Origin of the sequence: Methylocystis sp. (genome assembly GCF_021731785.1) — a bacterium.
In the GTDB taxonomy this organism is placed as follows: domain Bacteria; phylum Pseudomonadota; class Alphaproteobacteria; order Rhizobiales; family Beijerinckiaceae; genus Methylocystis.
This window is the reverse complement of the sequence record NZ_JAKFWS010000125.1, coordinates 1-26,159: the sequence shown is the minus strand read 5'-3', so window position 1 is coordinate 26,159 and position 26,159 is coordinate 1. Positions and strand designations below refer to the sequence as shown.

At 60.0% G+C, this 26,159-nt stretch carries 21 protein-coding genes, 2 tRNA genes and 3 pseudogenes; 12 read left to right on the top strand and 14 right to left on the bottom strand.

The features are described 5' to 3' along the window. Window positions 1-26 precede the first annotated feature (26 nt). From QZ964_RS17495 to QZ964_RS17480, 4 genes are all read left to right on the top strand, one after another. Entirely contained in the window at window positions 27-509 is a 483-nt protein-coding gene (locus tag QZ964_RS17495) for a type VI secretion system tube protein Hcp (protein WP_292533104.1), read from the top strand. Window positions 510-734: 225 nt separating this feature from the next. Next, window positions 735-1,376 carry a tyrosine-type recombinase/integrase gene (locus QZ964_RS17490; protein ID WP_292533102.1) on the top strand — a complete coding sequence of 214 codons (642 nt, stop codon included), beginning with the start codon at window positions 735-737 and terminating at the stop codon, window positions 1,374-1,376. 202 nt (window positions 1,377-1,578) lie between these two features. Then, the gene (locus QZ964_RS17485; RefSeq protein WP_292533100.1) at window positions 1,579-1,950 is read left to right on the top strand and encodes a hypothetical protein; all 372 of its coding nucleotides are present in this window, start codon (window positions 1,579-1,581) and stop codon (window positions 1,948-1,950) included. 43 nt (window positions 1,951-1,993) lie between these two features. Then, on the top strand, window positions 1,994-2,533 hold the full coding sequence (locus QZ964_RS17480) for a hypothetical protein (protein ID WP_292533099.1): 540 nt from the start codon (window positions 1,994-1,996) through the stop codon (window positions 2,531-2,533). A 389-nt stretch (window positions 2,534-2,922) separates the two neighbouring features. Here QZ964_RS17480 and QZ964_RS17475 read toward each other — a convergent pair whose 3' ends face one another. From QZ964_RS17475 to QZ964_RS17460, 4 genes and pseudogenes are all read right to left on the bottom strand, one after another. After that, window positions 2,923-3,489, bottom strand: a complete 567-nt coding sequence (locus QZ964_RS17475; protein WP_292533097.1) for a hypothetical protein — start codon at window positions 3,487-3,489, stop codon at window positions 2,923-2,925. Window positions 3,490-3,768: 279 nt separating this feature from the next. Beyond that, window positions 3,769-4,467 (bottom strand): cytochrome b/b6 domain-containing protein, encoded by a 699-nt coding sequence (locus QZ964_RS17470; protein WP_292533095.1) that lies wholly within the window; start codon window positions 4,465-4,467, stop codon window positions 3,769-3,771. 185 nt (window positions 4,468-4,652) lie between these two features. Then, a pseudogene (locus QZ964_RS17465) lies at window positions 4,653-5,393 on the bottom strand (efflux RND transporter periplasmic adaptor subunit); the annotation flags it as partial. Between the two features lie 267 nt (window positions 5,394-5,660). Further along, window positions 5,661-7,365 (bottom strand): annotated as a pseudogene (locus QZ964_RS17460) (heavy metal translocating P-type ATPase); the annotation flags it as partial. Here QZ964_RS17460 and QZ964_RS17455 point away from each other — a divergent pair. Continuing rightward, on the top strand, window positions 7,353-7,613 hold the full coding sequence (locus QZ964_RS17455) for a hypothetical protein (protein WP_292533159.1): 261 nt from the start codon (window positions 7,353-7,355) through the stop codon (window positions 7,611-7,613). The pseudogene QZ964_RS17460 and the gene QZ964_RS17455 sit on opposite strands and share 13 nt — an antisense overlap. A gap of 349 nt (window positions 7,614-7,962) precedes the next feature. Here the strand turns inward: QZ964_RS17455 and QZ964_RS17450 are convergent. Continuing rightward, window positions 7,963-8,037 (bottom strand) — tRNA-Gln (locus QZ964_RS17450). Window positions 8,038-8,096: 59 nt separating this feature from the next. After that, window positions 8,097-8,777, bottom strand: a complete 681-nt coding sequence (rpe, locus tag QZ964_RS17445; RefSeq protein WP_292533093.1) for a ribulose-phosphate 3-epimerase — start codon at window positions 8,775-8,777, stop codon at window positions 8,097-8,099. 134 nt (window positions 8,778-8,911) lie between these two features. On the opposite strand from rpe, the gene QZ964_RS17440 reads away from it, so the two are divergent. Continuing rightward, on the top strand, window positions 8,912-9,574 hold the full coding sequence (locus QZ964_RS17440; RefSeq protein ID WP_292533092.1) for a bifunctional 2-polyprenyl-6-hydroxyphenol methylase/3-demethylubiquinol 3-O-methyltransferase UbiG: 663 nt from the start codon (window positions 8,912-8,914) through the stop codon (window positions 9,572-9,574). 33 nt (window positions 9,575-9,607) lie between these two features. Here the strand turns inward: QZ964_RS17440 and fba are convergent, their stop codons facing one another. After that, window positions 9,608-10,690 carry a class II fructose-bisphosphate aldolase gene (fba, locus tag QZ964_RS17435; protein WP_292533091.1) on the bottom strand — a complete coding sequence of 361 codons (1,083 nt, stop codon included), beginning with the start codon at window positions 10,688-10,690 and terminating at the stop codon, window positions 9,608-9,610. Window positions 10,691-10,983: 293 nt separating this feature from the next. Here fba and QZ964_RS17430 point away from each other — a divergent pair, with 293 nt between their 5' ends. Continuing rightward, on the top strand, window positions 10,984-11,838 hold the full coding sequence (locus tag QZ964_RS17430; RefSeq protein ID WP_292533090.1) for an outer membrane beta-barrel protein: 855 nt from the start codon (window positions 10,984-10,986) through the stop codon (window positions 11,836-11,838). A 101-nt stretch (window positions 11,839-11,939) separates the two neighbouring features. On the opposite strand, the gene tkt is transcribed toward QZ964_RS17430, so the two are convergent. Both tkt and QZ964_RS17420 read right to left on the bottom strand, forming a co-directional pair. Next, window positions 11,940-13,952 carry a transketolase gene (gene tkt / locus QZ964_RS17425; protein WP_292533154.1) on the bottom strand — a complete coding sequence of 671 codons (2,013 nt, stop codon included), beginning with the start codon at window positions 13,950-13,952 and terminating at the stop codon, window positions 11,940-11,942. Between the two features lie 11 nt (window positions 13,953-13,963). Next, window positions 13,964-14,839, bottom strand: a complete 876-nt coding sequence (locus tag QZ964_RS17420; protein ID WP_292533088.1) for a phosphoribulokinase — start codon at window positions 14,837-14,839, stop codon at window positions 13,964-13,966. A 263-nt stretch (window positions 14,840-15,102) separates the two neighbouring features. On the opposite strand from QZ964_RS17420, the gene QZ964_RS17415 reads away from it, so the two are divergent. Beyond that, window positions 15,103-15,179: transfer RNA gene (locus QZ964_RS17415), tRNA-Met, on the top strand. Here the strand turns inward: QZ964_RS17415 and QZ964_RS17410 are convergent. Further along, window positions 15,136-16,764, bottom strand: coding sequence for a recombinase family protein (locus QZ964_RS17410; protein WP_292533152.1), 1,629 nt, complete (start codon window positions 16,762-16,764; stop codon window positions 15,136-15,138). The two genes, QZ964_RS17415 and QZ964_RS17410, sit on opposite strands and share 44 nt — an antisense overlap. Window positions 16,765-17,312: 548 nt before the next feature. Between QZ964_RS17410 and QZ964_RS17405 the strand changes: the two are divergent. Further along, window positions 17,313-17,475 (top strand): annotated as a pseudogene (locus tag QZ964_RS17405) (IS3 family transposase); the annotation flags it as partial. Here the strand turns inward: QZ964_RS17405 and QZ964_RS17400 are convergent. Then, window positions 17,454-18,533, bottom strand: coding sequence for a HAMP domain-containing sensor histidine kinase (locus QZ964_RS17400; protein ID WP_292533151.1), 1,080 nt, complete (start codon window positions 18,531-18,533; stop codon window positions 17,454-17,456). The pseudogene QZ964_RS17405 and the gene QZ964_RS17400 overlap by 22 nt on opposite strands. A gap of 362 nt (window positions 18,534-18,895) precedes the next feature. Then, window positions 18,896-19,573 (bottom strand): response regulator transcription factor, encoded by a 678-nt coding sequence (locus QZ964_RS17395; protein ID WP_292533086.1) that lies wholly within the window; start codon window positions 19,571-19,573, stop codon window positions 18,896-18,898. Window positions 19,574-19,595: 22 nt separating this feature from the next. Here QZ964_RS17395 and QZ964_RS17390 point away from each other — a divergent pair, with 22 nt between their 5' ends. Genes QZ964_RS17390 through QZ964_RS17380 form a run of 3 tightly spaced genes read left to right on the top strand, consistent with a single transcriptional unit; the run spans window position 19,596 to window position 23,697 of the window. Further along, window positions 19,596-22,163, top strand: a complete 2,568-nt coding sequence (locus QZ964_RS17390) for a TonB-dependent siderophore receptor (protein WP_292533085.1) — start codon at window positions 19,596-19,598, stop codon at window positions 22,161-22,163. Window positions 22,164-22,165: 2 nt separating this feature from the next. Then, window positions 22,166-23,428 (top strand): PepSY domain-containing protein, encoded by a 1,263-nt coding sequence (locus tag QZ964_RS17385; protein ID WP_292533083.1) that lies wholly within the window; start codon window positions 22,166-22,168, stop codon window positions 23,426-23,428. 17 nt (window positions 23,429-23,445) lie between these two features. Further along, window positions 23,446-23,697 (top strand): hypothetical protein, encoded by a 252-nt coding sequence (locus QZ964_RS17380; RefSeq protein ID WP_292533082.1) that lies wholly within the window; start codon window positions 23,446-23,448, stop codon window positions 23,695-23,697. Between the two features lie 342 nt (window positions 23,698-24,039). On the opposite strand, the gene QZ964_RS17375 is transcribed toward QZ964_RS17380, so the two are convergent. Continuing rightward, window positions 24,040-25,890, bottom strand: coding sequence for a serine hydrolase (locus QZ964_RS17375; protein ID WP_292533080.1), 1,851 nt, complete (start codon window positions 25,888-25,890; stop codon window positions 24,040-24,042). A 146-nt stretch (window positions 25,891-26,036) separates the two neighbouring features. Continuing rightward, window positions 26,037-26,150: a hypothetical protein gene (locus QZ964_RS21630; protein ID WP_367119299.1), complete on the bottom strand. Its 114-nt coding sequence runs from the start codon at window positions 26,148-26,150 to the stop codon at window positions 26,037-26,039. Window positions 26,151-26,159 lie beyond the last annotated feature (9 nt).

The window sequence follows — 26,159 nt, the reverse complement described above, 5'->3', positions numbered from 1 at the left end:
CGTTTCCGCAAACAAGGAATTTGGCCTTGACGCTCGAAATTTTCCTGAAGCTTGGCGACATCAAGGGCGAGTCGACCGACGACAGGCACAAGGACGAAATCCTCGTGCTGTCCTGGGACTGGGGCATTACGCAGACGATCGTTCATCAAGGGGGCGGCGGCTCGGGTGCCGGCAAGGCGCAATTTCGCAATCTTCGTTTCGCGCACCGGATCGACACGGCGTCTCCGCAGATCATGCTGGCCTGCGCGAGCGGCAAACATATCAAGGATGCGACGTTCACCGTGCGCCGGCAAGGCGCGGCGCGCCTCGACGCAATCATCCTTCGGCTCGCCGACGTGCTTGTCGTCGGCGTCGACCTCGCAGTCAATGAAGCCAATGGCGAACTTTTCGAAGCCGTTACGCTGGATTTTGCGAAAATCCAATTCGATTACATGCCGCAATTGCCGAACGGGTCGCAGGGAACGCCAGTAAAATTTGGCTGGGATATCGCTGGGAATCGGCCGGTATAGGATGGCGTCCGCGTCGCATTTCGCGACTTGCCAGTGCGGGCGGCCTGCGATGCCGCGCCAACCGATGTTCAACCTTCAATGAACGCTTGTGACGGCGCGGTAGCGCGACTAGACCGTCAGAATGGCAGAGACGGTCAGATTCTGCGCTTTGTTACAGCGCGGGACGAAAGGTGCATATATTTCGATTGCCATTTTTAAGCGCTGAGGACGGGAGGGTCGGCTCCGATGGAGGCGATCATGACGACTTCCTCAATTGAGCTTGGCCATCCCCATCTTGCTTGGAACAAAGGCCGACTGCTCGGTCAGAAGCGTCCCCTACGGCCAAAGGACGTCTGGGCCATTCGCATTCGCATACAACTCGAAGGGCGCAAGCGCGATCTCGCCATGTTCAACCTCGCGATCGATAGCAAACTAAGAGGGTGCGACCTCGTTCAATTGCAGACTACCGATGTCTGTCTTGGAGACCGCGTTCGGGATCGTGCGGTCGTGATTCAAAAGAAAACAAAACGGCCCGTTCAATTCGAACTGACGGACCAAACTCGCTCGTCAGTCCAGGATTGGCTCGATCATCGCTGCAAAATCGGTTCTGGCTACGTGTTCCATAGCCGGCTTTCGAAACGGCCACACATCTCCACAAGGCAATATGCGCGCATTGTAAAGAAATGGGTGGCCAGCGCCGGCCTCGACAGTTCGGCTTATGGCACTCATTCCATGCGCCGGATAAAGGCAGCGCTGATATACAAGAAGACCGGCAATCTTCGAGCGGTCCAGCTGCTGTTGGGCCATACGAAACTGGAAAGCACGGTCCGATATCTCGGGATCGGAGTCGACGATGCTCTTAACATTTCTGAGCAAGTCCAGCTTTGATGGGAGCCGGCGTCGCGGCTCGGCCACGAGCCGAGACCGCGACGCGACGCTTCAACGAGGGTCTCGAGCGCGCCATTTCTAGACCTTCGTACAGGTTCCATGATGGCGGGTTGTGCGACACACACACCCCCTATCACGCCCCGTCAGCAATGGCCGTGGCTTTGCTGTTTCATTTCAGCGAATTCCACTGACGAACACCGAGTTGAGTGAAGATACCGACTCTTATCTTGTTTTATGTCTGGCAATAGCATCTGGTCGCTTCCCACATGCTTTACTTCAATCCCCAGTGGAAAACTTTTCTCTATTTCTTTGCAGCCCCCCCAGCGCCGAAAATCGGATGCGTCAGCAAAACATGTTCCTGTTCGACTTCAAGTGGGGCTTGAGGCGCGACGGAATCGACGCTAAATCGGTCCCTTTCCGTTTAATGACGTTCCGCGTCGCCGCCGAGGCCTCTTGGAATGCAGTCTCAAAAACGTTCGTCTTTGATGCCGCGACTGCGTGCGCCAACGAGCGTTTCTCTGCGACAAACAGGCTCCTTGCGAACGAACGTGACGATAGCGATATCCTTTTTTGACATCCACGTGTCGTCGGGGTGTCTGAGACGATGAGAGTGCAACATGAAAACCATCTTCATGGCAGTCGCCGCCATGCTTTTTGCGTCCAGCGCTTGGGCGCATGACGGGGTCGCTTTGGAAAAGGACTTCTGCACGGTTCAGGCAGGTCCCTACGCGGTCCATTTCAGCGCATATCAGCGCTATGGTGAGGAACAGGAAGCCTGTGACGACATCTTCAAAACTGGTGCGACAGTCTTTGGGTTAACGCCTGTAGACGCCAACGCGCGCGATCTGCCGCTTGGACTGAAACTGGTCGATGAGAAGGGAGGTATTGTCTTCGCCGTCGAGCCAAAGCCGAATACTAACGGCATCCTAACCGTCGAGCGCGACGTCGCTGCTGCGGGTAGATATAAGGTCGTCGTGACTGTTGTAGACAAGACGGGGCGTGCGTTCACGGGCGAGAAGGCGGTGACAATTGGGCTGGCGACGTTCTGGAATCAGATCGACTACATCCTCTACGCCATCGGGTTCGTGGGCCTTATGGCCGCCCTGCGCTGGGCCTTAACTCATAACCGCGAACCCGGGCTTCACCCCGCTGAATGACTGAATTGATCTGCGAGGCGCTGAGCTCACCGAGTCTGTCGAAGGAGAGGTGCCTCGCACGCGCTCGCCCCCGGGGGAGGGCGAATGTTCAAGTGCAACGGCGCGCAACCAGCCGTCCTCCTCTATCTTCAGTCGAAATGAAGTTAAAAAGGAAAACTTACAGCTTCCAGCGTAGCTGGAAAAAGTCGGGTTTGGACGTCAGTCTTTCCGAGCGGGCGGGCATTCGGCGACCGTCCCGACGATATCGAGCGCCTTCAAGGCGGCGCCATAGCGCCCGAGGTTCGTTTTGAGAGTGCGATCAGCTAGTAACCGGGCAAACACTCGCCCACGGGCCGCCTGAGGCCGATTAGACGCCATGCGCGCGATGCCAGGGAGACCGGCAACCGCGTCTAAAACAGCGTGACGTACGCCACGGTGACCGGGCCGGTAGTGCCCCCCGGCCGGCGCATGTTGACCTGGATGTAATAGAAAAATTTGCGGTGATCGAAGGTCAGCGTCTCATTCGTCGGGCTCACATTCTTTTGGTGGTCCCTGTACCCTTGCGGGGATACGACTGGAGGGACGAATGCATTGCTATCAGTCTCGGCAATCGTCTCGGGAGCGGAGTCGACGCCCTCGGTAATCCCGTTGAAAACATATCTCTTTTGTCTCAATGCGGTCACGACTTGCGAACCTTCATTGAGCGCTCCGTCATCCTTGTATCTTACCGTCATCAGGGTGATCCGGCTGAGCGTTTGCGGGATGGGACAGGTCAGGATGATCTCACCTGTACCTCCGTCCCGGAAGGACGCTTCAGCGGCCGAATTGAACAGGACCGACTGAGCAGACGTCTGGCCCGTCGGAACGCAGGACGCCATCGCCACGCCATAGAAATCCTCAAGTGCAGCGGCCGACAATGTAGTCGTAGTCGCCAGGACAAGCGTCAGCGTGAGTGCAAATATGGCCTTGAGATTCATCGCGCATACTCCTTTGACGATAGGATTTTGATGAGAATAGGGTTTCAAAACGACCTTTTCTATTGATCATAGCTATAGCGCAGTGAGGGATTTCAAGTCCTTTTTGGCCGTTGCATGAACGGCCAAAAGTTTGGCGTTGAGGTCAACGGTTGCCTATGACTTAACCGGAGTGATAATAACCGTTCAGGGTCAAAATTTCCCGATGCCAAGTCCGTTCGGCAAAGTCGGCGTGGCGCCACAAGCGGACGCTGCAGGGTCGATTTGAGTTGTCGTTCTCGCTTAGCGAGACTTCGAGAAACGTGGCGCCATTCGGCCCAGAGTGCGATCACGAAAAACGAAGTGATGGATCAATGCCGAACTGGCATGGATCGTGGCGAGGATGATAAGTCCATTCGCTAGAGCCTCATGAATTTCCTTCATGTTGTGCGCAAAGCCTTTGTCTCTTATCCATGGCGACGCGATATCGACAATCCCAAGTAAGGAAAGCGCGTCTCCATCCGCGAATTGCGTCGCGACGCCAAAGACGATCACAGCGGCCAGCAACGCATATAGCGCAACATGGACGACCTTGGCGGCAATATCGCCCAGGCTTCCCAAGGGCGTCGATTCCGGAGGCGGCGGCGGGTCGATGAGACGCCAGCCGATACGAACGATCAATAGGATGGCGATCAACTCACCTGCAAAAACATGAACAAATTCTCCGAGATCCCGGGTGCTCCCCCGAGGAAGATCTTCGCCCACGGTCCCAAGGACCCAAGCGAGGCCCACAAGGAGCACCGAAAGCCAATGAACTAGTTGCACGGCTGCGCCATAGCCATGCTGAGAATTGCGCCATTGCATTGAGGGCCTCCCCCGATCGTTCCGCAGAACTCTATCAAACGACTTGGTCCTCACCTCGGCAAATTTGAGTCGAATGGTGACAGTCGATACGGCAAATTGTGTCAGCAATCGGCGAATGGGAGATGCCGCCAACAGCACAAGAGACGTATCAGTCGAATGTTCCCGCAAAGCGCTAAGAGCGGCCGTCCCCCGGGGAACGAGTCCACGACCAATTACAAGACACGATCGCTGCGATTGAGTGCTCCCGAGCGCAACCGGACGCTCGGTGAGCGCCAGCCTTGAGAAGCATGGTCGCCGAGTCATCATGACGGCGACGAAGACACTTATTTTTTTGTGGGCCGATGCGCGCCGCTGGGCATGATCCGAATCGTTGTGGTCATGCCCGGCTTGAGCCGGAGATTCCGATTTGTCGTGGTGATGACAACATCATAGTTCGCGTTGGCTTCGCTCGGTTTCGGGTTAAGCGAAATTTGCGTTAGTCTTCCGACAAACGGATGGCTCAAATCCGTTTCGAGGCTTACCGACACCGCGTCACCCAGTCGTAGCGCGTAGGCCACTCGCGAATCGGCGGTGACATTGATTTTCAAAGTGCCGGGATCCGCAGCGACGCGAAACAAGGGCTCCGTCTGCGCGGCGACGACCGATTGGCCAACCGCCACGTTCCGGGCGACGACCGTCCCCGCGATCGGCGAAACGATGGAGGTGTGCTCAAGATTGCTCTGAGCGGCGGCGAACGCCGCTTGGGCTAAATCGGCAGCAGCTTCTGCGTCGGTGACCTCGGCTCGCATTTGCTCGAGTGCATTTTGCGAGACTTTTAGCGCGCTGAGCGCGATAGCTTTGCGCTTAAAGAGGCCCTGATTTCGCTCATACTTAGCTCGCGCACGGGCCAGGCGGGCCCTGGATTTCTCCAGCCGTCCGTTGGCCAAGCTGAGATCAACATTGCCGCGTTCAACAATGAACCGGTATGGGCGCGCGTCGATTTGCGCACAAACTTGTCCGGCCTTCACGATCGACCCGACATCGCAAAACACGACGTCTATGACGCCAGAGGTGAGGACGCCGATGGCCGACGAGTCGCTGGTGATGTGCGCGGTCATGATCTCGCTCCACGCGCTCTCGGGCTCCGGAGCGCCTTGGCGAAGGCGAGCAAAGTAATCCCAGCTCAGATAAACGCCGGCGGCGGCGAAGGCGAGGATGACGAGCACGCCTGCGGACATTCGCCAACGTCGTCCGCCATCGGAGGCGAGTTCGAGCGCTCGTTCGAACGCCGTTGCGCCACGGTTCTCGTGGGTATTCGGCCCTTTGTCAGGCGCCTGCGACTCGATATCCAATTGCGCTGCGGCGTCCTCGTAGATGTCCTCTTCTTGCGCGTTGTGTATATGCACGAGGGACTCTATTGACTCGATGATGCGTTGGGCGTCGCGGACCAGATAGGGCTCAACGTCGCTCGGCCGTAGCCCATCCGATAGGCGGCCCAAAAGTCTGGCCTGATGCAAGATTTCGCGGTGCGCGCGACTCATGGCGCTCAACCCATGGCCCTTCTTGAGGTAGCTCGACACGCGCGGATAGATCGTCGCCTCGTCCTCGCGTTCGTGCCGGGCGATCACTGTTTCGATGATCCGATTGGCCTCCAGAATGTAGTCCACCGCCTCGGCCTCGGCCCCTTGTGCGTCATCCAGCGCATCGGCTATCTGACGCAAGCGTTCGAGACTTGGCGCTAATCTCTCGTGATCCTCGCGAAGAATCGCCGCAGCCGCCTCCGACATCGGCGGGTGACCGAGAGCGTGGGGCGGCGCAAGCGCGCGCAGCGCGTTGAGAATTACCGCTACGTCGATCGCCTCCTGTAAGAGCGCTCCCGCGACCGGCGTCACATAGCCGAAAGCGGCTGCGATCATCGTCACGCCCGAGAGCGCCATCCCCGCGATGATGCTCTGCATTGCGATGGCCCGCGTGCGCCGGGCAATCGCAACCGCGTCAGCGACGCGATCGAGACGATCGACGAGAATGACCGCGTCCGCCGCCTCCGAAGAGGCGCTCGCGCCGCGCGCGCCCATGGCCAAGCCCACATCGGCCGCGGCCAGGGCCGGGGCGTCGTTGATGCCATCGCCGACCATCAAGGTTGGAGCGAGTCGCCGTTCCATGACGACCGCGTCAACCTTGTCGGAAGGAACGCGTTCGGCGAGCACCGCATCGAGATCGAGGGCAGCCCCGATCGTTTCGGCGGGTTCGGCGCGATCGCCGGTCACCATGACGATTCTGGATACGCCCGCCCGCCGCAACGCCTGAATCGCTCGCGGCGTCTCACTGCGCAACTCGTCGGCGAACAGAAAAACGGCGATCACGCGCCCGTCGACGGCCACGAATACCGTCAGCGCCGAACGCCAGGACGCGCGCCGCGCCGCCCGGCGTGCCCATTCCTCCAATCGCCCTTCGCCATGGGCGAATTGGAGGGAGCCGACGCTGACTTTGCGACCCTCTATGACGCCCTCCAATCCAGATCCCAGCACCTCGCGAACGTCCTGAGGGGCCTGGAGCGAAAGCCCTTTGCCGCGAGCCGCGGAGACGATTGTCGCTCCTAGAATATGATGCGAAGCTTGCTCAATCGAAGCCGCAAGCCGCAACGCTTCGTCGGGCGCCACTCCGGGAGCGGCCTCGACGGCGACGAGGCGGGCGCCGCCGACCGTCAGAGTCCCTGTCTTGTCGAACATGACGGTGTGGATGCGCGCTAGCGTCTCGAGGCGGGCCCCCGCCCTTTACAAGGACGCCTCGGCGCGCCGCTTGCGAGGTTCCTCCTATGAAAGCGACCGGCGCAGCAAGGATCAGCGGGCATGGCGTCGCCGCAACGAGCACCGCGAGCGCGCGGACGGCGTCGCCCGATAGCCACCAGGCGGCTCCGGCAATACAAAGCGTGGCAGGCAGAAGCAGCAGCGCGTAACGATCCGCCATGCGGATAAACGGGGCCTTGGCGGTCTGCGCCGCGGTCACCATGCGGACAATGCCGGAATAGGCGCTAGCGGGAGACGTTGCTGAAGGCGATCGCGCGTTCGCGCGGATGGATGGAGACGATCCTTTCGGATAAGACCGCATCGTTCGACAACATCGCTGCCCACGAAGGTCTCGCCGAGCGTCATGTCCGCCGCTTGGCCGTCCTTGCGTTCCTGTCGCCGAAAGTCGTTCAGGCGATCGCCGACGGCGCCGTTCCTTCGGGTGTGACAGTCTCCAGCCTGACACAAGCTCTGCCTCATGCTTGGGCGGATCAAGAGCGAATGCTCGGCCTCGGCTAAAATCCCCAGTCTGACCTTGTCCAACGGTAATTGGCTGCGCGCCGCGCCGTCTCATTCCCCCATTGCGTCCGGATCCGGAACCGATGACATAATGAAAGGATCTCGTTCGTCGACCGAACGGCGTTGAAGCGAACCAGCCTGCGCGTGAAGCGAACCAGTCTCTGGTGGCGTCAACCAAGGAATCCCGGACATTGTAAAATCGACGACTGAGACTGTGGCCGGAATCACGCCATTGAGACCGGGATTTCCGGCTCAAGAAAGTCTCTGAGACGCCGATCCCTGTGCAAACGCCCCGGAAATCCGGGCTTTTTCCCAAAGACAGCGTCCAGTCTGAACTTCCGGGAATGCATGGCTGGGGCGGGAGGATTCGAACCTCCGCATGGCGGAATCAAAATCCGCTGCCTTACCGCTTGGCGACGCCCCAACGCGCAGGTGAGGCGATAGCGCGCCCCGCCGCGACAATCAACTGGCCGGGCGGCGCGCTCAAACGGCGATGGCTCCGGCGCTCGCCGCGGCGCGCCGCAGCGCCGCGATATTGTCGGCATAGCAGACCTGTCCGCCGCGGAAAGCGGCCGAGCCCGCGACAAGCACGTCGGCGCCGGCTTCGACGATCTGCGGCGCCGTCAGCGGCGTCACGCCGCCGTCGACCTCGAGGCGGATAGCGCGTCGTCCGATCATTTCGCGTATGGCGCGAATCTTGTCGAGTTGCGAGGGGATGAAGCTCTGGCCGCCAAAACCTGGGTTGACACTCATCACCAGAATAAGATCGATGTCGTCGAGCACATATTGCAGCGCGCTTTCATGCGTCGCCGGATTGAGCGACACGCCCGCTTTCTTGCCGAGCGCGCGGATCGCCTGCAGCGAGCGATGCAGATGCGGCCCGTTCTCGGCATGCACCGTGATCACGTCGGCGCCGGCTTCGGCGAAGGCGGCAATATAGGGGTCGGCCGGAGAAATCATCAGATGCGCGTCGAGCGTGAGCGTCGTCACCGGCCGCAGCGCGGCGACGACGGCAGGCCCGAAAGTGATGTTGGGCACGAAATGCCCGTCCATCACGTCGAGGTGAATCCAATCGGCGCCGGCCTCGGCCATCGCCCGCGTCTCTTCCCCCAGCCGCGCGAAATCGGCCGAGAGAATGGAGGGGGCGATGAGTATGTCGGGCATGGCGGCTGCTTGATTGGGTTCCCCGATCATTAGCATGATGGGAAGGCGCGGCGCGACGAAAAACGGGCGTGGCGATATTCTGGGGCGATACAGTGAATCGCAAAGCGGAAGCAGCGGCTTAGTGGGGCGCTCCAATGACCGATCCGAGACAGTCGCAGATCGCCAGCTGGCGCGACAACGCCGAACGTTGGACGGCGGCGGTGCGCGGTCAAACGATCGCCAGCCGGCGCGATGCGACCGACGCAGCTATCCTCTCGGCGGCGCGCGCCGGTCGGCTCGGAAAGGCGCTCGACGTCGGTTGCGGCGAGGGATGGCTTTGCCGGGAATTGCGCCGAGATTGCGTTGAGATCATCGGCGTCGACGCTTCGAGCGAACTCGTCTCGCGCGCCCGTGAGGAAGGCGGGGCGAATTACCTCGTTCTGAGCTACGCGGAATTGACGGAAAAGCCTGCGAGGGCCGGAAAGGATTTCGATACGATCATCTGCAATTTTTCGTTGCTTGACGACGGCGCTGAGACTTTGCTCAGTGCGCTCGCGACGATCTCGACATCCAAAGCCCGGTTGCTCATACAAACGCTTCATCCGATCGGTCTGACGCCCTATGAGGACGGATGGCGCGTCGAGCGCTTTGACGGATTTGACGACGCCGGCTGGGCGCCCATGCCTTACTACGCTCGAACGCTCGCCTCCTGGGTCGATGCGCTTGCCCCAAAGTGGGCGTTGAAGAAAATCATCGAGCCCAAAGCGCCGTCGGCGGAAACGCCCGCCTCTCTGCTGCTGGTGGCGGAGCGCCGCTGAAGCGCTTGGCCCTCGCCCCGAGCGGATGCGAGCCTATTCCGCCGCCTTCTTGCTCGCGAATTGCGGATCGAGCGCGCCGCTGGCGTAGCGCTTGGCCATTTCCGAAAGCGGGATCGGCTTGATTTTCGAGGCTTGCCCCGCCGTGCCAAACTCCTCATAGCGCTGCTTGCAGACGGCGCGCATCGCCTCCATCGCGGGCTTCAAATATTTGCGCGGATCGAACTCGCCCTTGTTCTTGCCGAGAACGCCGCGGATCGCCGCCGTCATGGCGATGCGGTTGTCGGTGTCGATGTTGATCTTGCGCACGCCATATTTGATGCCGTGCTGGATCTCGGCGACCGGCACGCCCCAGGTTTGCGGCATCTCGCCGCCGGCGGCGTTGAAAGCGTCCTGCAAGTCCTGCGGCACCGACGACGACCCGTGCATGACGAGATGCGTGCCGGGCAAGCGACGGTGAATTTCCTCGACGACCTTCATCGCCAGAATGGCGCCGTCGGGCTTGCGCGAGAATTTGTAGGCGCCGTGCGACGTGCCCATGGCGATCGCCAAAGCGTCAACTTTGGTGCGCGCGACGAAATCCTCGGCCTGAGCCGGATCGGTCAGAAGCTGGTCATGCGAAAGCTTGCCCTCGGCGCCGTGCCCGTCTTCCTTTTCGCCCATGCCGCTCTCGAGCGAGCCAAGCACGCCGAGTTCGCCTTCGACGGAAGCGCCGACCCAGTGCGCCATGTCGACGACATTGCGGGTGACGCGCACATTGTAGTCGTAGTCGGCGGGGGTCTTGCCGTCGGCCTGGAGCGAGCCGTCCATCATCACCGAGGTGAAGCCGAAGCGGATCGCGCTGGCGCAAGTCGCTTCGGCGTTGCCGTGGTCGAGATGCATGACGAGCGGAATGTCCGGCCAGATCGCGGCGAGCGCCTCAATCATCTTGGCGAGCATGACGTCATTCGCGTAGGCGCGCGCGCCCCGCGAGGCCTGGATGATGACCGGCGCGTCGACCGCCGCGGCCGCCTCCATCACCGCGAGGCCCTGCTCCATATTGTTGATGTTGAACGCCGGAACCCCGTAATCGTGCTCGGCGGCGTGATCGAGCAACTGCCGCAGGGTGATGAGTGCCATTGTCGCTTCCTCTATTCCCGCTTTGGCCGGCTCCGCGCCCGCGCCGTCGCTTCGCGGGTTGGAGGGCCTATCGCATTACCCAGTTACCGGAGTCTGCATGAGCCGGCGCTGTTGCGGATTTATCACGTCCAGTCAAAATCCGCGCAACTTTATGATGGCCGATGGTTTCTATATGGGCGCGGCGCTCAAAAAGTCTTTTTTCGCTGCTGTTTGTGATCCGTTTGTATGGGGAGCTGATTTCCTAATCTGCGGCACATCTCAAGGAAATGTTTGCTGCATAGAGAGGCCACGTCATGAATAAATCCATTTTAGCAACGGCCGCGCTCGCAGCGTCGGCCGCAACGGCGCTTGCCTCCGACCTCCCCTCCCTGAAGGCGCCGCCGCCAGTTTATGTTCCGCCGTCCGTCATCTGGACCGGTTTCTATGTCGGCCTCAACGCCGGCTATGCTTTCTCAAACAATAACAATAATTTGGTGACGTCAGCTCCGCTGCTGCCCGGCGCCGGCATCTTCACCTGGGCGTTGAGCGCGAACGCCGGTCTGCCCGCGCAAAACAATGGATTCATCGGCGGCGGGCAGGCGGGCTACAATTGGCAATTCGCGCGCAATTTCCTCGTCGGCGTGGAGACGGACATTCAAGGCGTCGCCGCCAGCGGCGGCTCTAAGACGGCTTTGACGGCCGTGCCCTTCGCCGCCACGGTATTCTTCACCGCCTATGATGCGCGTCGGAATCTTGACTATCTCGGGACTGTTCGCGGCAGAGTCGGCTTTCTCTTCACGCCGACGCTGTTGATCTACGGCACTGGCGGTCTCGCCTATGGCGGGATTCGCAACGACCTCCGCCTCTTCCAGTTTTCAACGACCACGCCCTTCGGCGTCGGCGCGAGCAGCTATGGCGACACGCGCGTCGGCTGGACCGCGGGCGGCGGCCTCGAGTGGATGTTCTGGCCGAACTGGAGCGCGAAAGTCGAGTATCTTTATTACGATCTCGGCCGCGTGACGAATGCGTTCGCTTTAATCCGCGTCCCGCCGGGAATCGGCCTTTACGCCGCGACGCAGTCGGCCGATCGGTTCAACGGCAATATCGTGCGGGCGGGGGTGAATTACCACTTCAACTGGGGCGCGACGCCGATCCTCGCGTCTTACTGACGGACCGCAGGCAGCCTGGCCCTGACGTTCGGGCGCCTTGCCGGTCTCCGGCGGGGCGCTTTGGCGACTGGGCTGGGCGCCCGTGTCGCCATTGCGCCGCTCTATCTTGCGGTTTTCACATGCGCGATGGCGGCCGCCGCCACGGCTTCGGGCGTGATCCCGAAATGCTTGTAGAGCTCCGCCGCGGGCCCGCTGGCGCCAAAGCCGCCCATGCCGATAAAGTCGCCGCGCTCGCCGATCCACCGATCCCAGCCAAGCCGCGCCGCGGCCTCGACCGCGACGCGCGGGGCGCCGCCCAGCACTTCGGCGCGATAGGCCTCGGACTGCGACTCGAACAGCTCCCAGCAGGGCATGGAGACGACGGCGGCCTTTATTCCTTGCGCGCCTAGAATGTCGGCCGCCGCGAGGGCGATTTCAACCTCCGATCCCGTGGCGAGCAGCGTCGCGTCGCGCTTGCCCGCCGCTTCGCGCAGCACATAGGCGCCTTTGGCGGAAAGGTTGTCGCCGACGGGCCGCTCGAGTGTCGGCAGGTTCTGCCGCGACAGGCTCAGGACGGAAGGCGTGTGGCGGCTGGCGAGCGCCAGCTCCCAGCATTCGGCGGTCTCGATGGCGTCGGCCGGACGGAATACATTGAGATTGGGCATCGCGCGCAACGCCGCCAGATGTTCGATCGGCTGATGGGTCGGCCCGTCTTCGCCAAGACCGATCGAATCATGGGTGAGCACATAGATGACGCGCAGGCCCATCAGCGCCGAGAGGCGGATAGCGGCGCGCGCATAATCGGAGAACACGAGAAAAGTGCCGCCATAGGGAACGAAGCCGCCATGAAGCGCGACGCCGTTCATCGCCGCCGCCATGCCGAATTCCCGCACGCCATAGTGAATATACCGGCCGGAAAAATCATCCGGGGCGACCTCGCCCATGCCCTTGGTGATTGTGAAGTTTGAATGGGTTAGATCGGCCGAGCCGCCGATCGTCGCCTGCGTCGCGGCGTTGATGACGCCGAGCGCCATTTCCGAGGATTTGCGCGTGGCGAGTTTCGGCTTTTCTAGGGCAAGCGTCGCGCGAAACTCGGCGAGCGGCTTGGCGACCTCCGCCGCGACGTCGGCTTTCATGAAGGCCTCGAAAGCGGCGCCTTTGGGCGAAGCGGCGCGTCGCGCTTCCCAGGCTTCGCGCGCCTTTGCGCCGCGGCGTCCCGCCGCGCGCCAGGCCTCCAGAACGTCCTCCGGCAGTTCGAAAGGCGCATGCGGCCAATCAAGCGCCTCTCGCGCCCCATCGACCTCGGCGGCGCCAAGCGGCGCGCCATGGCAGCTCTCCTTGCCCTGCTTGGTCGGCGCGCCATAGCCGATGAGCGTGCGGCAGCCGATGAGCGAAGGCCGAGGATCCGCCTGCGCGGCGGCGATCGCTTGGGCGACGGCCTCGGGGTCGTGCCCGTCGATATGGGCGACATGCCATCCGGCGGCGGCGAAACGCGCGATCTGGTCCATCGAGGTCGCAAGACTCGTCGGTCCGTCGATCGAGATGGAATTGTCGTCCCAGAACAGGATGAGCTTTGCGAGCTTCAGATGTCCGGCGAGATCGATCGCCTCATGGCTGACGCCTTCCATCAGGCAGCCGTCGCCAGCGAGCACATAGGTGAAATGGTCGACGAGATCGTCGCCAAAGCGCGCCGCCGAGAGGCGCTCGGCGATCGCCATGCCGACCGCGGTCGCAAGCCCCTGGCCGAGCGGACCCGTCGTCGTCTCGATGCCGGCGGCGTGGCCATATTCGGGGTGGCCCGCCGTCGGCGAACCGAGCTGGCGGAAATTTTCGAGCTCCTTGCGGCCCATTCCCGGATAGCCGAGCAGATAGAGCAGCGCGTAAAGCAGCATCGACCCGTGGCCGGCGGAAAGCACGAAACGGTCGCGGTCCGACCAGTCCGGCCGACTGGCGTCGAACTTCATGAAGCGCTGGAAAAGCACGGCGGCGACGTCAGCCATGCCCATCGGCATGCCGGGGTGGCCGGATTTGGCCTTTTCGACCGCATCCATCGCCAGGGCGCGAATGGCGTTGGCGTAGCGCCGCTGTTCGGACTCCGCGCCCGCCACCGCTGAAGTTTGTTTGGCCGCCGTCAGTATAGTGTCGTTCACGTCACGCCTTTCCTGCGTCTGACCAGTTCGAGAATCCTCGGAGTGAGGATCAGCTGCATTGCGAGATCGAGCTTATTGCCAGGGATGACAATCGAATTGGCGCGCGACATCCAGCTTCCCGCGATCATCGCCACAAGATAGGGGAAGTCCACCCCCCGCGGATCACGAAAGCGAATGACGACGATCGATTCGTCCGGCGTCGGAATCGAACGGGCGACAAAGGGATTCGACGTGTCGACCGTCGGCGCGCGCTGGAAATTTATGTCGGTTTCCGAGAACTGGGGACAGATATAATACACATAATCGTGCATGCGCCGCAGGATCGTCTCGGTGACGGCTTCGGTCGTGTAGCCGCGCGAATGCCGGTCGCGATGGAGTTTTTGTGTCCACTCCAGATTGATGACCGGGACGACGCCGATCTTGAGATCGGCATAGCGCGCGACATTGACCTCGTCGGTGACGACAGCGCCGTGCAACCCCTCGTAGAACAGCACGTCGGTATGGGCGGGAAGCTCTTCCCAAGGCGTAAAGGTCCCGGGCGGGACGTCAAGCCTCGCCGCCTCGTTCTCGTCATGCGCGTAATGGCGATAGCGGCCGGAGCCGGTCTCGCCATATTCGCGAAACAGGGTCTCCAGCTCCGGCAGCAGATTGGCCTCGGGCCCAAAATGGCTGAAATTGTGCTTGCCGGCCCCATGCGCCTCCGCCAGCTTCGCCTTCATCTCCTCGCGGTCATAGCGATGGAAGCTGTCGCCTTCGACATAGGCGACCTCGATGCGCTCGCGGCGGAAAATCTGTTCGAACGTCGCCTTGACCGAACTGGTGCCGGCGCCGGACGAGCCGGTGATGGAGATGATCGGATGTCTGACCGACATGGGCGCTAACCGGAATGCTTCGGGCAAGCGAACGCGCGGCCTGCGGCATCGGCCGCCGACCGGCGGGGCTCCGCCGGCTTCTCGCATGGCGGGCCCGCAAAGGAAAGGCTCCTGCTCTTGAAGGTTTGCCCAACGGCAAGGCCGCCGCCGCCGCGACGGGTCGAGGCGCGCGCGACGCAGGCGCCGCTTCGCCGCGCCGCCTTGACTTGCGAGGGGACGGCAAACTATATCGCAAATTCTTCCAGACCGCTCAGGCGGCTCGGGGCGGAGTAGCTCAGTCGGCTAGAGCAGAGGAATCATAATCCTTGTGTCGGGGGTTCGAGTCCCTCCTCCGCTACCATCTTACCCCACACTCCGCGGACCCGGTTGGGGTAGGCCTGCTCACCGAGCAGCGCTGTTAAGCGGCCAGATACCTCAACCTGAACGCCGCCGGCGCGGGAGCCCTCTCGGAACACGGTGACCGTCTCGACCAAGTCGCGGATGGCCTCCGCACATTCCGTATCGCTGTCTCTGATTCCGCCTGCCAAGGCGGCTTGAAGACGTGTCAGCTGATCCTCGTAGCGGGCGAGCATGGCCGGATGCAGGGCGACGGCCTCCGTGGAGGGAGCCGCCTCCGCAAGTTCCGCGGCGACCTTTTTGCGCTCGCCGTCCAAAAGAGTCGACTTGGGACCCAGAACGGCCGGGTCTCCCTGACCCTTCGCGATGGCGTCGACCAGACGGTCAATCTCACGGTTAAGGTCACCGAGCCGTCGCTCGAGCCGCAGACGCTTGCGATCCGCCTCGGCGGCGAGCCGTTTGCGTTCGGCGTGGTAAGTTCGAACGTATTCGGCGATGACTTCGGGGTGGCGGAGTTCGGCGGTCAGTCCATTGAGGACCGCCGCTTCAACGGTGTCGAGATAGAAGGTCTTGGGATCAGGGCATATGCCACTTTCCGTCGCGGACGAGCATCGGATGCGAATGCGTCCAGATGAGTCCTTGCCGTTGCTTGCCATCCCGGCGCCGCACGCCCCGCATTTCAACAATCCCGATAAGATATGACGGGGCCGACGTTGCTGATTTGGATGCGTGACGCTGCGCGCCTTCTTTCGCTTCTGGGCGGCTTCAAAAAGCTCTCGGCTGATTATTGCTAAGTCAGGAACATCAGTCGCTTGCCAATCGCTCTCGGCGTTTGGGCGCGAAATTCGTTTTCCCGTGTCCGGATCCTTCACCATGCGGACCTTGTTCCAAACGAGCCGGCCCGCGTAAAGCTCGTTGTTCAAAATCCCGTTTCCGCGCTGCATGTTCCCGTTGATCGTAGAAGCGTTCCACGCCCTACCACGAGGCGGGGTAATCCGCTCTGCATTGAGATCGTGAGCTATGTCGCGCGGCGTGTGCCCATCGACGTAGTCGCGAAAAATTCGACGAACGATTTCCGCTTCTGCCTCGACGATTGAGCGTTTCCCTGGATCGCCGGCCACGGGCGCGTAACCATAGGTGAGGCCGCCGGCGTTAAGGCCTTTGCCGACACGTCCCGCCTGCCCCCTTCGCACCTTGTGCGCATTGTCCTCGCGGTAGAGCTGTCCGACGAGTCCGCGAAGACCAACCAGAACAGTATTGACCACGCCCTCGTGAACTGCGCGGATTTCAACGCCCAGAAAGGACAGACGCTTGTGGATGCCGGCAAGGTCCTCCATGTCGCGGGAAAGACGGTCCAAAGCCTCAACGACGATTACGTCAAACGAGCGCTCACGCGCTTTGTCCATGAGTGCGAGCAGACCATCACGTCCGAGGATGGACCCGCCAGAGCGTGCGCGGTCGTCAAAGATTGCGACGACATCGAGGCTTTCGCGCTCGGCGTATTTTCGGCAAAGACTGACCTGATCTTCTATCGATCGTTCATCCTGAAGATCGGTCGAGAAGCGGGCGTAGATCGCGGCACGTTTCATTTGCTCGGGCCCTGTCAGCGCACTCGCGTGCATGATCTTCTCGCGCGGCTTGGCGAGCGAGAGCGCGCGCAAGACGAAGAATCGCGCTATCCGGTTCGACTTGCAAGGCCGGTTTTTCTAATTGACTTGCGCCAGTTTGGTGAAGATGTGGACGAGGAAAATCCAGCCGCGAATCCTTGTCCTTCGGAGGACATGAGTGCTTGTTCGCGCCGCTCTTGAAGACGGCAACAGCGTCCGGAGGTCTCTTGGGCCGTGTGTTCCTTCCGGCTTTGTCCATATTCCGACCATGGCTGCGCAATCCCGTTGTTGAAAGTCGATCGCGCTGCGTGTCGAAGAAAAGGATATCTTCTCGCGCAAATCGGATGCCGGTGCTTCCAATTTGTCTGTAAGACTCAGAGAGATGATAACGGGGGGATAGAAGGAAACGGGGGAGCGCTACCGTCGATCCCCCCGACTGAACTTGTTGACCTTTGCGCTTCCGTTGGCATTGGGCCAGTCAAATAGGTCAGGTCGGGATACGCAAACTTTTTCTCCGTAGCCCCCTGTACTCGATGAACGGATCCGGCAATATCTGGGACGATGCGGCGGTGAAGAGCTTTTTCTCCTCGCTGAAGACCGAGCGGATCGGGAAAAAAATTATCGCACGCGTGACGAGCTCGGGCAGGCGTCTTCGACTATGTCGAGCGGTTCTACAACCCCTTTCGCAGACATTTCTCCTTTGCTCCGCGGGCTTTCACCAACCCCCTCGCTGCTATGAGGAGATCAATCTCCTTGGGAAACGATAATTTGAACGTAGCGCCGCCGCCCATGGTCTCAGTAACGACAATGCCGCCCCCGTGCGCTTCCATTATTTCCCTCGCGATCGGAAGTCCCAGCCCAGTGCCAGGGGTAGCGGCATCCTTTCGCCAGAAGGGTTCGAAAACTTTATCGCGGTGCTCGTCAGCAACGCCCTCGCCATGGTCTTCCACGGTTATCTCGCGTCCGGGACCTACTCGAACGATCACCGTTCCGCCGATCGGTTCGGCGCGTAAGGCGTTATCAATCAAATTTCTCAGAATGCCTTCAATTCCCGGTCGGTCTACCGATACGAGTTGATTAGGTGCTATGGATTGAAATTCTATTCCTTTTCCGCATTTTATCGCCAGCAACGCATGATCGTCGACGACTCCCTGTGTCAACTCAATCAAATCGACTTCCCTTCTCAGGGCGGGATTGTCTCTTCCATGCCGCGCGAAGGCAAGTAATTGCTCGACGATGTTCCGCAGTCGCTTGACGTCACGTAAGAGATGATCCTTGAAGCCCGGCTTTTCTGGACTCTCAATGCGCGCGTTGAGAATCGTTAGCGGGGTTCGCAGTTCATGCGCGGCGTTGGCGATAAATCGGCGCTGCCGGGAGACGCCCGCGTCAAGACGCGACAAAGCTTCGTTGATCGTATCCACCAGTGGCGCAAGTTCGGCAGGGATGCCTTCAAGCGGAATTCTCTGGTCCAGCGACCAGGTGTCGATGTTGTGTACGCGGGTGACGACATTCCCAATTGGCGCAAGACCACGTTTCAAGGTCAGCCAGCCAATTGCGACAGCGGCGATAATTGACCAGCCATAGACAGCGCCGATGTTGATGACGTCATTGTAAAGATGGAAAGCAAAATCCCACCACTCGAATACATAGCCATATGTCGCCACGAGCACGAGGCCGAACGGGGTTTTTTCCGCGTGATACCGTCCGCTCAGTTGGCCATTGAGCAGGCCCCGAATCTTGAATAGCGCCATCTCATTGGTGAGTATCCCTCCGTGCCCGCTCAGGGCATTTGAAAGTTCCGGCGAGGACCCACGCAAGGGCGCGCTTGTTTCTGGGTCGAAAGCTGCGAATTGTATTGTGGGATGCTTCGCCATGAGCGATTGAAGCGATGCGTTTGGATTGATGTAAATCGAACCGTCCGGCGCCTGTGCTAGTGATCGATTTACAGCCGTTCGAACCCGAATTTCCGCCAATGCGTTCCAAGTCGTCAGCGAGGCTTCATTCCCCTCGATGACGCCCCATGTGTGATTGATCGCGAGGATCGCGACGAAGCAGAGAAATTGGCCAACAAGCAGGTAAAGCGACAGTCTCAGCGTCAAGGAGGATGATTGCTTCACGATACATCTTCGGTCAAAAGATAGCCGCGTCCCCGCACGAGGTGGATCACGACCTTGGAGTCGGGCTCTAGCAGTCTCTTCCGCAGGCGCGAGACCAGTGTATCGAGCGCGCCCGGAAGAACGGCTTCTTCAAACCCATAGACTTCCTGAAGAAGGACATTTCTGGGCGCGACCTGGTTGACCCGCCGAACCAGCGCCTCGAGCAAACAGAACTCGCGGCGGTTCGCTACGAACGGCCTTTCCCCAATGGTCAATTGGCCGGTGCCATGGTCGAAGGCAATTGCGCCGATCCGAATCGGCGGCAGCGCAGTCGCGCTCGTTTGTCGGAGACGCGCTCTTATCCTGGCGACGAGTTCTGCGCGGTCATAAGGCTTTGCGACGTAGTCGTCTGCGCCGGCGTCAAGTCCATTGGCTTTTTCGAGCGGCGCGTCACGCGCAGTCAAGACAATGATCCGCATGTTTGATCGTAGCCCGCGGATTTGCGGGATCGCGGCGAGTCCGTCTCCATCAGGCAGTCGCCGATCAAGCAGAACGAGTTCGTATGCGAAGGATTTGAGCGCCGTGAGGGCGTCCGCGATCGTTATAACGCGATCGCATTCTAGCCCGGAGTCCTGGAGTTGTTCAGTAAGAAGCTGCGCGATTTCGGGCTCATCCTCGACGATCAATATCCGCATAGGCCACCCTGCCAAAGACGTCATGCAGCGTCTGTCCTATCGATCCGGCCGTTTTGGTGAACGACTGTCGATAGGTTCAGAGCATGTGAAGTATGCGTCACATTCCCGCACATGTGGCGCGATTGCAACAGCAGTAGGAAATGATGGGCTGACAGATTCCCGTAAGGTTCCGACAGAAGGCGGAAAGCTCGGCAGTGCTATCTCTACCGACGCAACAAGAGAAGTCTCCAGCTCTGGCCATCGGAGCCTGAGACTTCCAAGAACAAGCGGCGGGACTGCAATGCGGCACTATTTTCTTCTGACCTCGGCGAGCGTAGCGGCGCTCACTCTCTCTCATGCGGCTTTCGCCCAGCAAAGCCTCCCGACGATCGACGTTGGCAGGGCGAGAGTAGATCGCAATGCATCTTCAGACCAGGGGGACGGCTCGGGCCACGCGCCCGAACAGGGAGCCGGCCAGACGTCCTCATCGTCCGAGGCGTCGGCGCAGGAGCGCGAGAAAACGTCATATCGACGCGAGACCGCGACAACCGCGACCAAAATGAACACCCCCATCATGGACACGCCCGTATCCATACAGGTCGTGCCGCAGCAGGTCATTCTGGACCAGCAGGCGACGACTCTTGCACGAGCGGTCGACAATGTTAGCGGCGTTCGATCCTTCGATGCATCCTATGTCGGCGGGAACGATCGGTTTCAAATCCGGGGCTTTGATACGAATTTCGTCTATGTCGACGGCTTGAGAATTCAAAATGCCCTGCCCGGAACGTCGTCGCTCATCAATGTCGATCGCGTCGAGGTGCTGAAAGGGCCGGCCGCGATTCTCTATGGACGAGCCGACCCCGGCGGCATCGTCAATATCGTTACAAAGAAACCTCTTGCGTATCGACAAACCTCGGTCAGTCAGGCGTTCGGATCCTATGGCTTCTACCGCACGACGCTCGACACCACGGGTCCGATGACAAAAGATGAGACGATTCTATATCGGGTCACGGCCGAAGCCGATCTGGACCACACTTTCCGAGAGACCGATTACTACCGCAATTATTTCATCTCGCCTGTCGTTCAGTGGAATATTTCGAACGCGACGCAAATCACGGTCAATCTCCAATACAGCCATCAAGCCATTCCCTTCGACGCGGGTCAGATCGCCTATACGAGATACAACCCTCTATCGGCTTTTTTCGGCGAAGGACCGGTTGCCTTTCTGCCGCGTGGTCGGACTTTCAACGAAGCAAATTCGAGCAGCCGCGTAGACTACCTGAAATTCGGCTACAACTGGTCGCACAACATCAACAACGATTGGACTCTCACCAATCGCTTCGAGGGACTTCAATACGAGGATCATTCATTTCTTGTCGTGCCAACTGGGTTCAACGCCCAGAACCCGACACTGCTCAATCGAAGTGCGATCGCTAACAATGACGCGCGTCACAGCGTTACGACGAATCTCGATTTGACCGGGAAATTCGATATGCTTGGGGTTGGGCACACGGTTTTGATCGGGGGCGACTATCTACTGGATAGATCGTTCAATTCATTTTTTGGGTTCTCGCGGTTCCCGCAGTCAGCTGTGAATTATAACTTCCCAGTGTATACGTTCGCACCTACATATAACTGGTTGTATAAGAACTCAAATGCCGGCCTGACCGCGCTCGCCCGCCAGCAATGGCTCGGCTTCTACGTTCAGGACCAGATGCGCCTGCCCTATAATTTCTTTCTTTTGGCCGGCGCTCGCTATGATCGAGCGGTCAGTAACAGCAATCCTTTCGACGGAAAGGGCGAGCGCCTGGCGAATAACTCACAACGCGTGACGCCGCGCGTTGGTCTCTTATGGCGCCCAATCGAAGTATTCAGCGTCTACGGCAGTTATACGGAGAATTTCGGCGCCGCAGGCGGCCGCGCCGGTCCGGCGGCGCAACAGCAAATCCTGCCGTCTCAGACCGCCACCCAGTGGGAAGTTGGCGCGAAAACGGAGCTCTTCGATAAGCGACTAACCGGAACCCTGGCATTGTACGACCTGCGAAAGACCAACATTGCGGTCCCTGATCCGGATCCGGTGCGGGCGTCGCAGGGATACAGGATCATCAATGGCGAGGTGCGAAATCGAGGTATAGAGCTCGATGTCTCGGGTGAAATTCTACCAGGCTGGAGAATCATCGGCGGCTATTCCTATATCTATTCCGTCGTCACTAAAGACAGCGGCGTCATCAGGGATCCTTTAGGAACGACTGTAAGCGTCAACGGTTTCCAGGGCTTCACGCCGCCGGACGTCTCACGTCACATGGGCAGCGTTTTCACGACCTACGAGATGCAGGACGGAGACTTGAAGGGCTTGAAATTTGGCGGCGGGGTGAATGGGCGCACCAAGGCCTATGGCGACAGCCTCAACTCTTTCCATGTCCCGAGCTACGCCATCTTCAATCTGATGGCTTCCTATGCCTGGAACTTCAGCGGCTACAAGCTGACGGGGCAAATGAACGTCGATAATCTCGCCGACACGCGATATTACCCGTCTGGCTTCAGGGGCCCTCTGCAGGTGAGCGTCGGCGCCCCGCGCACGATCAAGGCCCAACTGCGGGTGGACTTTTGAGTGTGAGCCGCGCCTTCTGCGTGAGCGCGCATCGGTGGGCGGGCCTGACGACGGCGGGGTTTCTCGTCATCGTTGGACTGACTGGAAGCGTGCTGGCGTTTAGGGATGATTTGGATGTCTTGCTCAACCCCGACCTGCTAACCGTCGCCCCGCGCGAGACGCCGATGCTCGATCCCTTGACGTTGAGGGATCGAGCGCTGCGCCTGCATCCAGGCGCACGAATCGACGAGGCTCCGCTTCACCTGGATGGCGGGCGATCCTACGAGATTCGCGTTCGGCCGAAAGACAGCGACGGAACGGAACGATTGCTCTTCCTTTATCTCGATCCCTATACGGGCGAGCGGATCGGGGAGAGGGCGTGGGATCGCAACGCGTTTGGAAGACGAGGCGCCCTTTTCTTCATCTATCGGCTGCATTATGCGCTGGCGGCGCCTGCATCCTTCGGCGCGTTGGGACGCTATGTTCTCGGCGCGGTCGCGCTGATTTGGACGGTCGATTGCTTCGTCGCGTTTTTTCTGACGCTTCCTGTTGCGCGCCGTAAGGAGACGAAAGGCGGCGGCAAATCTTGCTGGCGGCGCTGGCGCTCCGCCTGGCTGATAAAGTTGGCGGGAGGCTTCTACCGTATCAACTTTGATGTGCACCGCGCTTCCGGCCTATGGACTTGGGCGCTCCTCTTTGTCTTCGCGTGGTCGGGCGTCATGTTCAACCTCAATGAGGTCTATGCGCCTGTCACGCGCGCGTTGCTTGGGTTATCGCAGCCCTTGGCGGGTCTCCCCTCGCCCGCCGCACGCACCAGCGAGCCTAGCCTTTCATGTCGGGCGGCGCACGCCAGGGGCCGCATTCTGATCTCTGAGCTGGCGGCGCGCGAAAGTTTTGAGATCAAGAACGAACAGGCGTTGGTCCTCGATCGAGGACACGCTTTCTATAAGTATTCTGTCCGCAGCTCCAGAGACATTGGCGAGCATGCGCAAACCACCGTTTTCTTTGACGCGAATGACGGCTCTCTTCGGCTCGCCTCTTTGCCGTCGAGCGATCACGAACTCGCGGGCGACAAAGTCTCGAGATGGTTGCGCGCACTGCACACAGCCTCCGTCTTTGGTCGGCCCATGCATATCCTTGTCTCCGTCATGGGCCTGCTCGTTGCGGTTCTCTCGATCAGCGGAGTCTACATCTGGTGGCGGAAGCGGGCGGCGCGATTTACGCATGCCGGGCGCCTGTTGAAGGCAAGCACCGCCGCGGAGACCGCTTCTCGAGCATTGCTGTAAGAGGAAGGCTCTGTGCAATGGATCACAATAGCCAAGGCCGTAGGATTGATCGCCTGCGCCGCGCTGCCGAAACCCAATACCGCGCCGGGGTCAACCCCTTTCAAAACGTCGCTGACGTCTCGCGCGCCCTGCAGAGCGACGCCTCGACGACCAAGGAAGCCGCCGAAGCCTTTGCGCGCGCCGATCTCGAAAAAGTCCGTTCCCAGCAAAGCGCAGCGCCGTCTCAGCGCTCCCCGTCGTCGACGCGCAGCGCACTTATCTTGCCATAAGAATACAAGCCGAAGCTAACCAGCTCACCAATTCCGTCGCGCTCTTCACGGCGATCGGAGATGCGACGGTTTGATCCCGCAACATGTTGCGTCGAGCGTCGAGAAGTCTAGCGCGATCAATCAGCCCAAACCCGCGACGCCGTTCGATCTTGCGCGAATGTGGTAGCGGGTTCGTGGGAATTCTGCATACAATGGAGGAGTAGGAATTTACGATAACCAACTGAATTACTGAGATAAACAACAAACATGGTAGCGGAGGTCCGTTACCGCCGATCCCCCCGACTGAATTCACAGGCCTTTTTGCTTTCAATGACAACGAAGACCAAAGGTGAGCGCAACTCTTTAGTAATTCAGAGTCGTTCCGGCGATATGGAACATCACAAACACATAAGCGATCATCAGTGCGCTGGCCGCCAGAGCACATTGATGGAGCCAAATCCAAAGTCCGCCGACACGTCTTCGCCATAAATCGAAAGCGGCGAAAACGGCTACGCCCGCGCCCAGCACGCCAAGCCAGGCCAGCGCATAGATGGCGAGTAGAACGGGATCGAATTCATCGTCGAGTTGGCCGGGATCCACCTTCGCGAAAATGAAAGCAGCGCCCGCGATCACGATCATATCTAGCAACAAAAAGAACTGCACCGCGATTTGGAGGCGACGGTCCCGCGCGCCATGGCGAGAAGGCAGCTTGCGCCAATGCCGCCATAGAGCGATGGCGGGGTAAGCGAGAAGAGTAGCCAGCATCAACGACGAGCTTGCGAGTACCGCCGGGACGATCCAGCGCGCGTTGAGGAACCAGGGAACTCGCAATAGTCGGAGGGCTGGGGCGGCGAAATATGGGTCTACGTCGTCCACGGCCTCAAGCAGGCGACCAGTCGAGTTCTCATAGACGTTCTCCCCGATACGCTTCAATTGCTCGCCGGAGCCGAACGGCCAGGACGCGGATGAAAAGCTCAGGCTTCCGTCGGAGTTCTCGGTGACGAGGCGTTGCGCCAAAAGCGCCGAAATTCGGAAGAAGGTCGAGTCGGAACGTCGGCTCGACTGGTAGACGCCAACGAGGCGCGAGGGCCGCACACGAGTGGACGTAGGATAGCTAGGCGAAGCCGGCAGAAAATGTTCGACGATCGCCTTCACCGGGTCTGGTACGACCTTCTGATCGCTGTATCCGTCGCGCGAGACGAACACGCCAAGGCCATGTTCGCGGAAAATTTCGAGGTCGCTGAAGAACGCTTGAGTCGCGCCCCCGTGGCCGATCGCCTCGACTCCTCCGATGCGCCGACCGAAAAATACGAGGCCGAGCCAACCTGCCTCAGTCCGATCACTCGGCGTCAACATCTCCTCAAGCCGGGCGCGCGGGAGAATTTGCGCGCCGTCAAGTTGGCCTCCGTTGAGCAGGGCGCGCATGAAACGCTCCATGTCCTCACCCGTTGCCGAGAGAGCGCCAGCTGGAGAGGCGTGTATGGTTTCAAAATCGTTTAGCGGCGGCCGGCCGGCCCCGCGATATCCCCTAGCCATAAGCGGCGCCAACCGCTCGGGCAAGGGCTGGCGGAAAGTTGAATGATCCATACGCAGCGGCTTGAGAATGTGCCGCTCGACATATTCGGGGTAAGCTTCGCCGGAAACGCGCTCTACAACGTAGCCCGCGAGAGCGACGCCGTAATTGGAATATGCAGGAACACTGCCTGCCGGAAAAAGCCGGAGTGGAAGCGACTTCGCAACCCAGAGTCCAAGCTCCATCGGCTTAGGCCCACTAGAATACAGGTTCTTTATGTGATCCTCGAAGCCTGCGCTATGCGTGAGAAGGCGACGAAGCGTCACCGCCTCCCCGCCTGGCGGCGTCGAAATCGGGAACCCGATATAGTCGGAAACATCCCGGTCGAGGTCCACTTTACCCTGATCAACCAGTTGCATCACCGCGATGCCGGCGAAGAGCTTTGAGATTGATCCAGGACGCAAAAGCGTTCGGTCGGGAGTAAATAATCGCTTCGTCTCCGAATCGGCAAATCCGTAGCCTTTAGCGAAGATCGGGCCGTCGCGACGCGTAACGACCACGACCGCGCCAGTCCCTCCATGGGCGAGCCATTCATTCATGATCGGGTCGACGACTCTCGCCATCTCTTCGCCTTCGAAATTCGCTGGCTGTGCGCTCGTCACCGTCAGCAATTCAACGCCTAGGCTCAGAGTCGCAAGCATTGAAAATGAACACGCGAATCTTGTCAAAGAATTGAACCGCATCGTCGTGCTTCCTTCACGCAGTTTGGCGCAGCGGCATTGCAACCGATCTCCGGATTTGAACTATGAAGGAACGTGATCCCGTGTTGATCTGCGCCTCTGTGTTTCTATCCGCCGACCTCCGGGTGTCGTGGAATCACGACCCTCATGGTCGTTCCGCCTCCGGGTGTTTCATGAATTGAAATTGCGCCGTTGTGGCATTCAATGATCTCCCTTGTGATTGCAAGTCC

Bases quoted from the DNA above. Each gene is read 5' to 3' on its own strand.
- QZ964_RS17490 (WP_292533102.1), top strand. From the start codon at position 735: ATGGAGGCGATCATGACGACTTCCTCAATTGAGCTTGGCCATCCCCAT.
- QZ964_RS17480 (WP_292533099.1), top strand. From the start codon at position 1,994: ATGAAAACCATCTTCATGGCAGTCGCCGCCATGCTTTTTGCGTCCAGC.
- QZ964_RS17475 (WP_292533097.1), bottom strand. From the start codon at position 3,489: ATGAATCTCAAGGCCATATTTGCACTCACGCTGACGCTTGTCCTGGCG.
- rpe (WP_292533093.1), bottom strand. From the start codon at position 8,777: ATGCCCGACATACTCATCGCCCCCTCCATTCTCTCGGCCGATTTCGCG.
- QZ964_RS17440 (WP_292533092.1), top strand. From the start codon at position 8,912: ATGACCGATCCGAGACAGTCGCAGATCGCCAGCTGGCGCGACAACGCC.
- fba (WP_292533091.1), bottom strand. From the start codon at position 10,690: ATGGCACTCATCACCCTGCGGCAGTTGCTCGATCACGCCGCCGAGCAC.
- QZ964_RS17430 (WP_292533090.1), top strand. From the start codon at position 10,984: ATGAATAAATCCATTTTAGCAACGGCCGCGCTCGCAGCGTCGGCCGCA.
- QZ964_RS17420 (WP_292533088.1), bottom strand. From the start codon at position 14,839: ATGTCGGTCAGACATCCGATCATCTCCATCACCGGCTCGTCCGGCGCC.
- QZ964_RS17410 (WP_292533152.1), bottom strand. From the start codon at position 16,764: ATGAAACGTGCCGCGATCTACGCCCGCTTCTCGACCGATCTTCAGGAT.
- QZ964_RS17400 (WP_292533151.1), bottom strand. From the start codon at position 18,533: ATGGCGCTATTCAAGATTCGGGGCCTGCTCAATGGCCAACTGAGCGGA.
- QZ964_RS17395 (WP_292533086.1), bottom strand. From the start codon at position 19,573: ATGCGGATATTGATCGTCGAGGATGAGCCCGAAATCGCGCAGCTTCTT.
- QZ964_RS17390 (WP_292533085.1), top strand. From the start codon at position 19,596: ATGCAGCGTCTGTCCTATCGATCCGGCCGTTTTGGTGAACGACTGTCG.
- QZ964_RS17380 (WP_292533082.1), top strand. From the start codon at position 23,446: ATGGATCACAATAGCCAAGGCCGTAGGATTGATCGCCTGCGCCGCGCT.
- QZ964_RS17375 (WP_292533080.1), bottom strand. From the start codon at position 25,890: ATGCTTGCGACTCTGAGCCTAGGCGTTGAATTGCTGACGGTGACGAGC.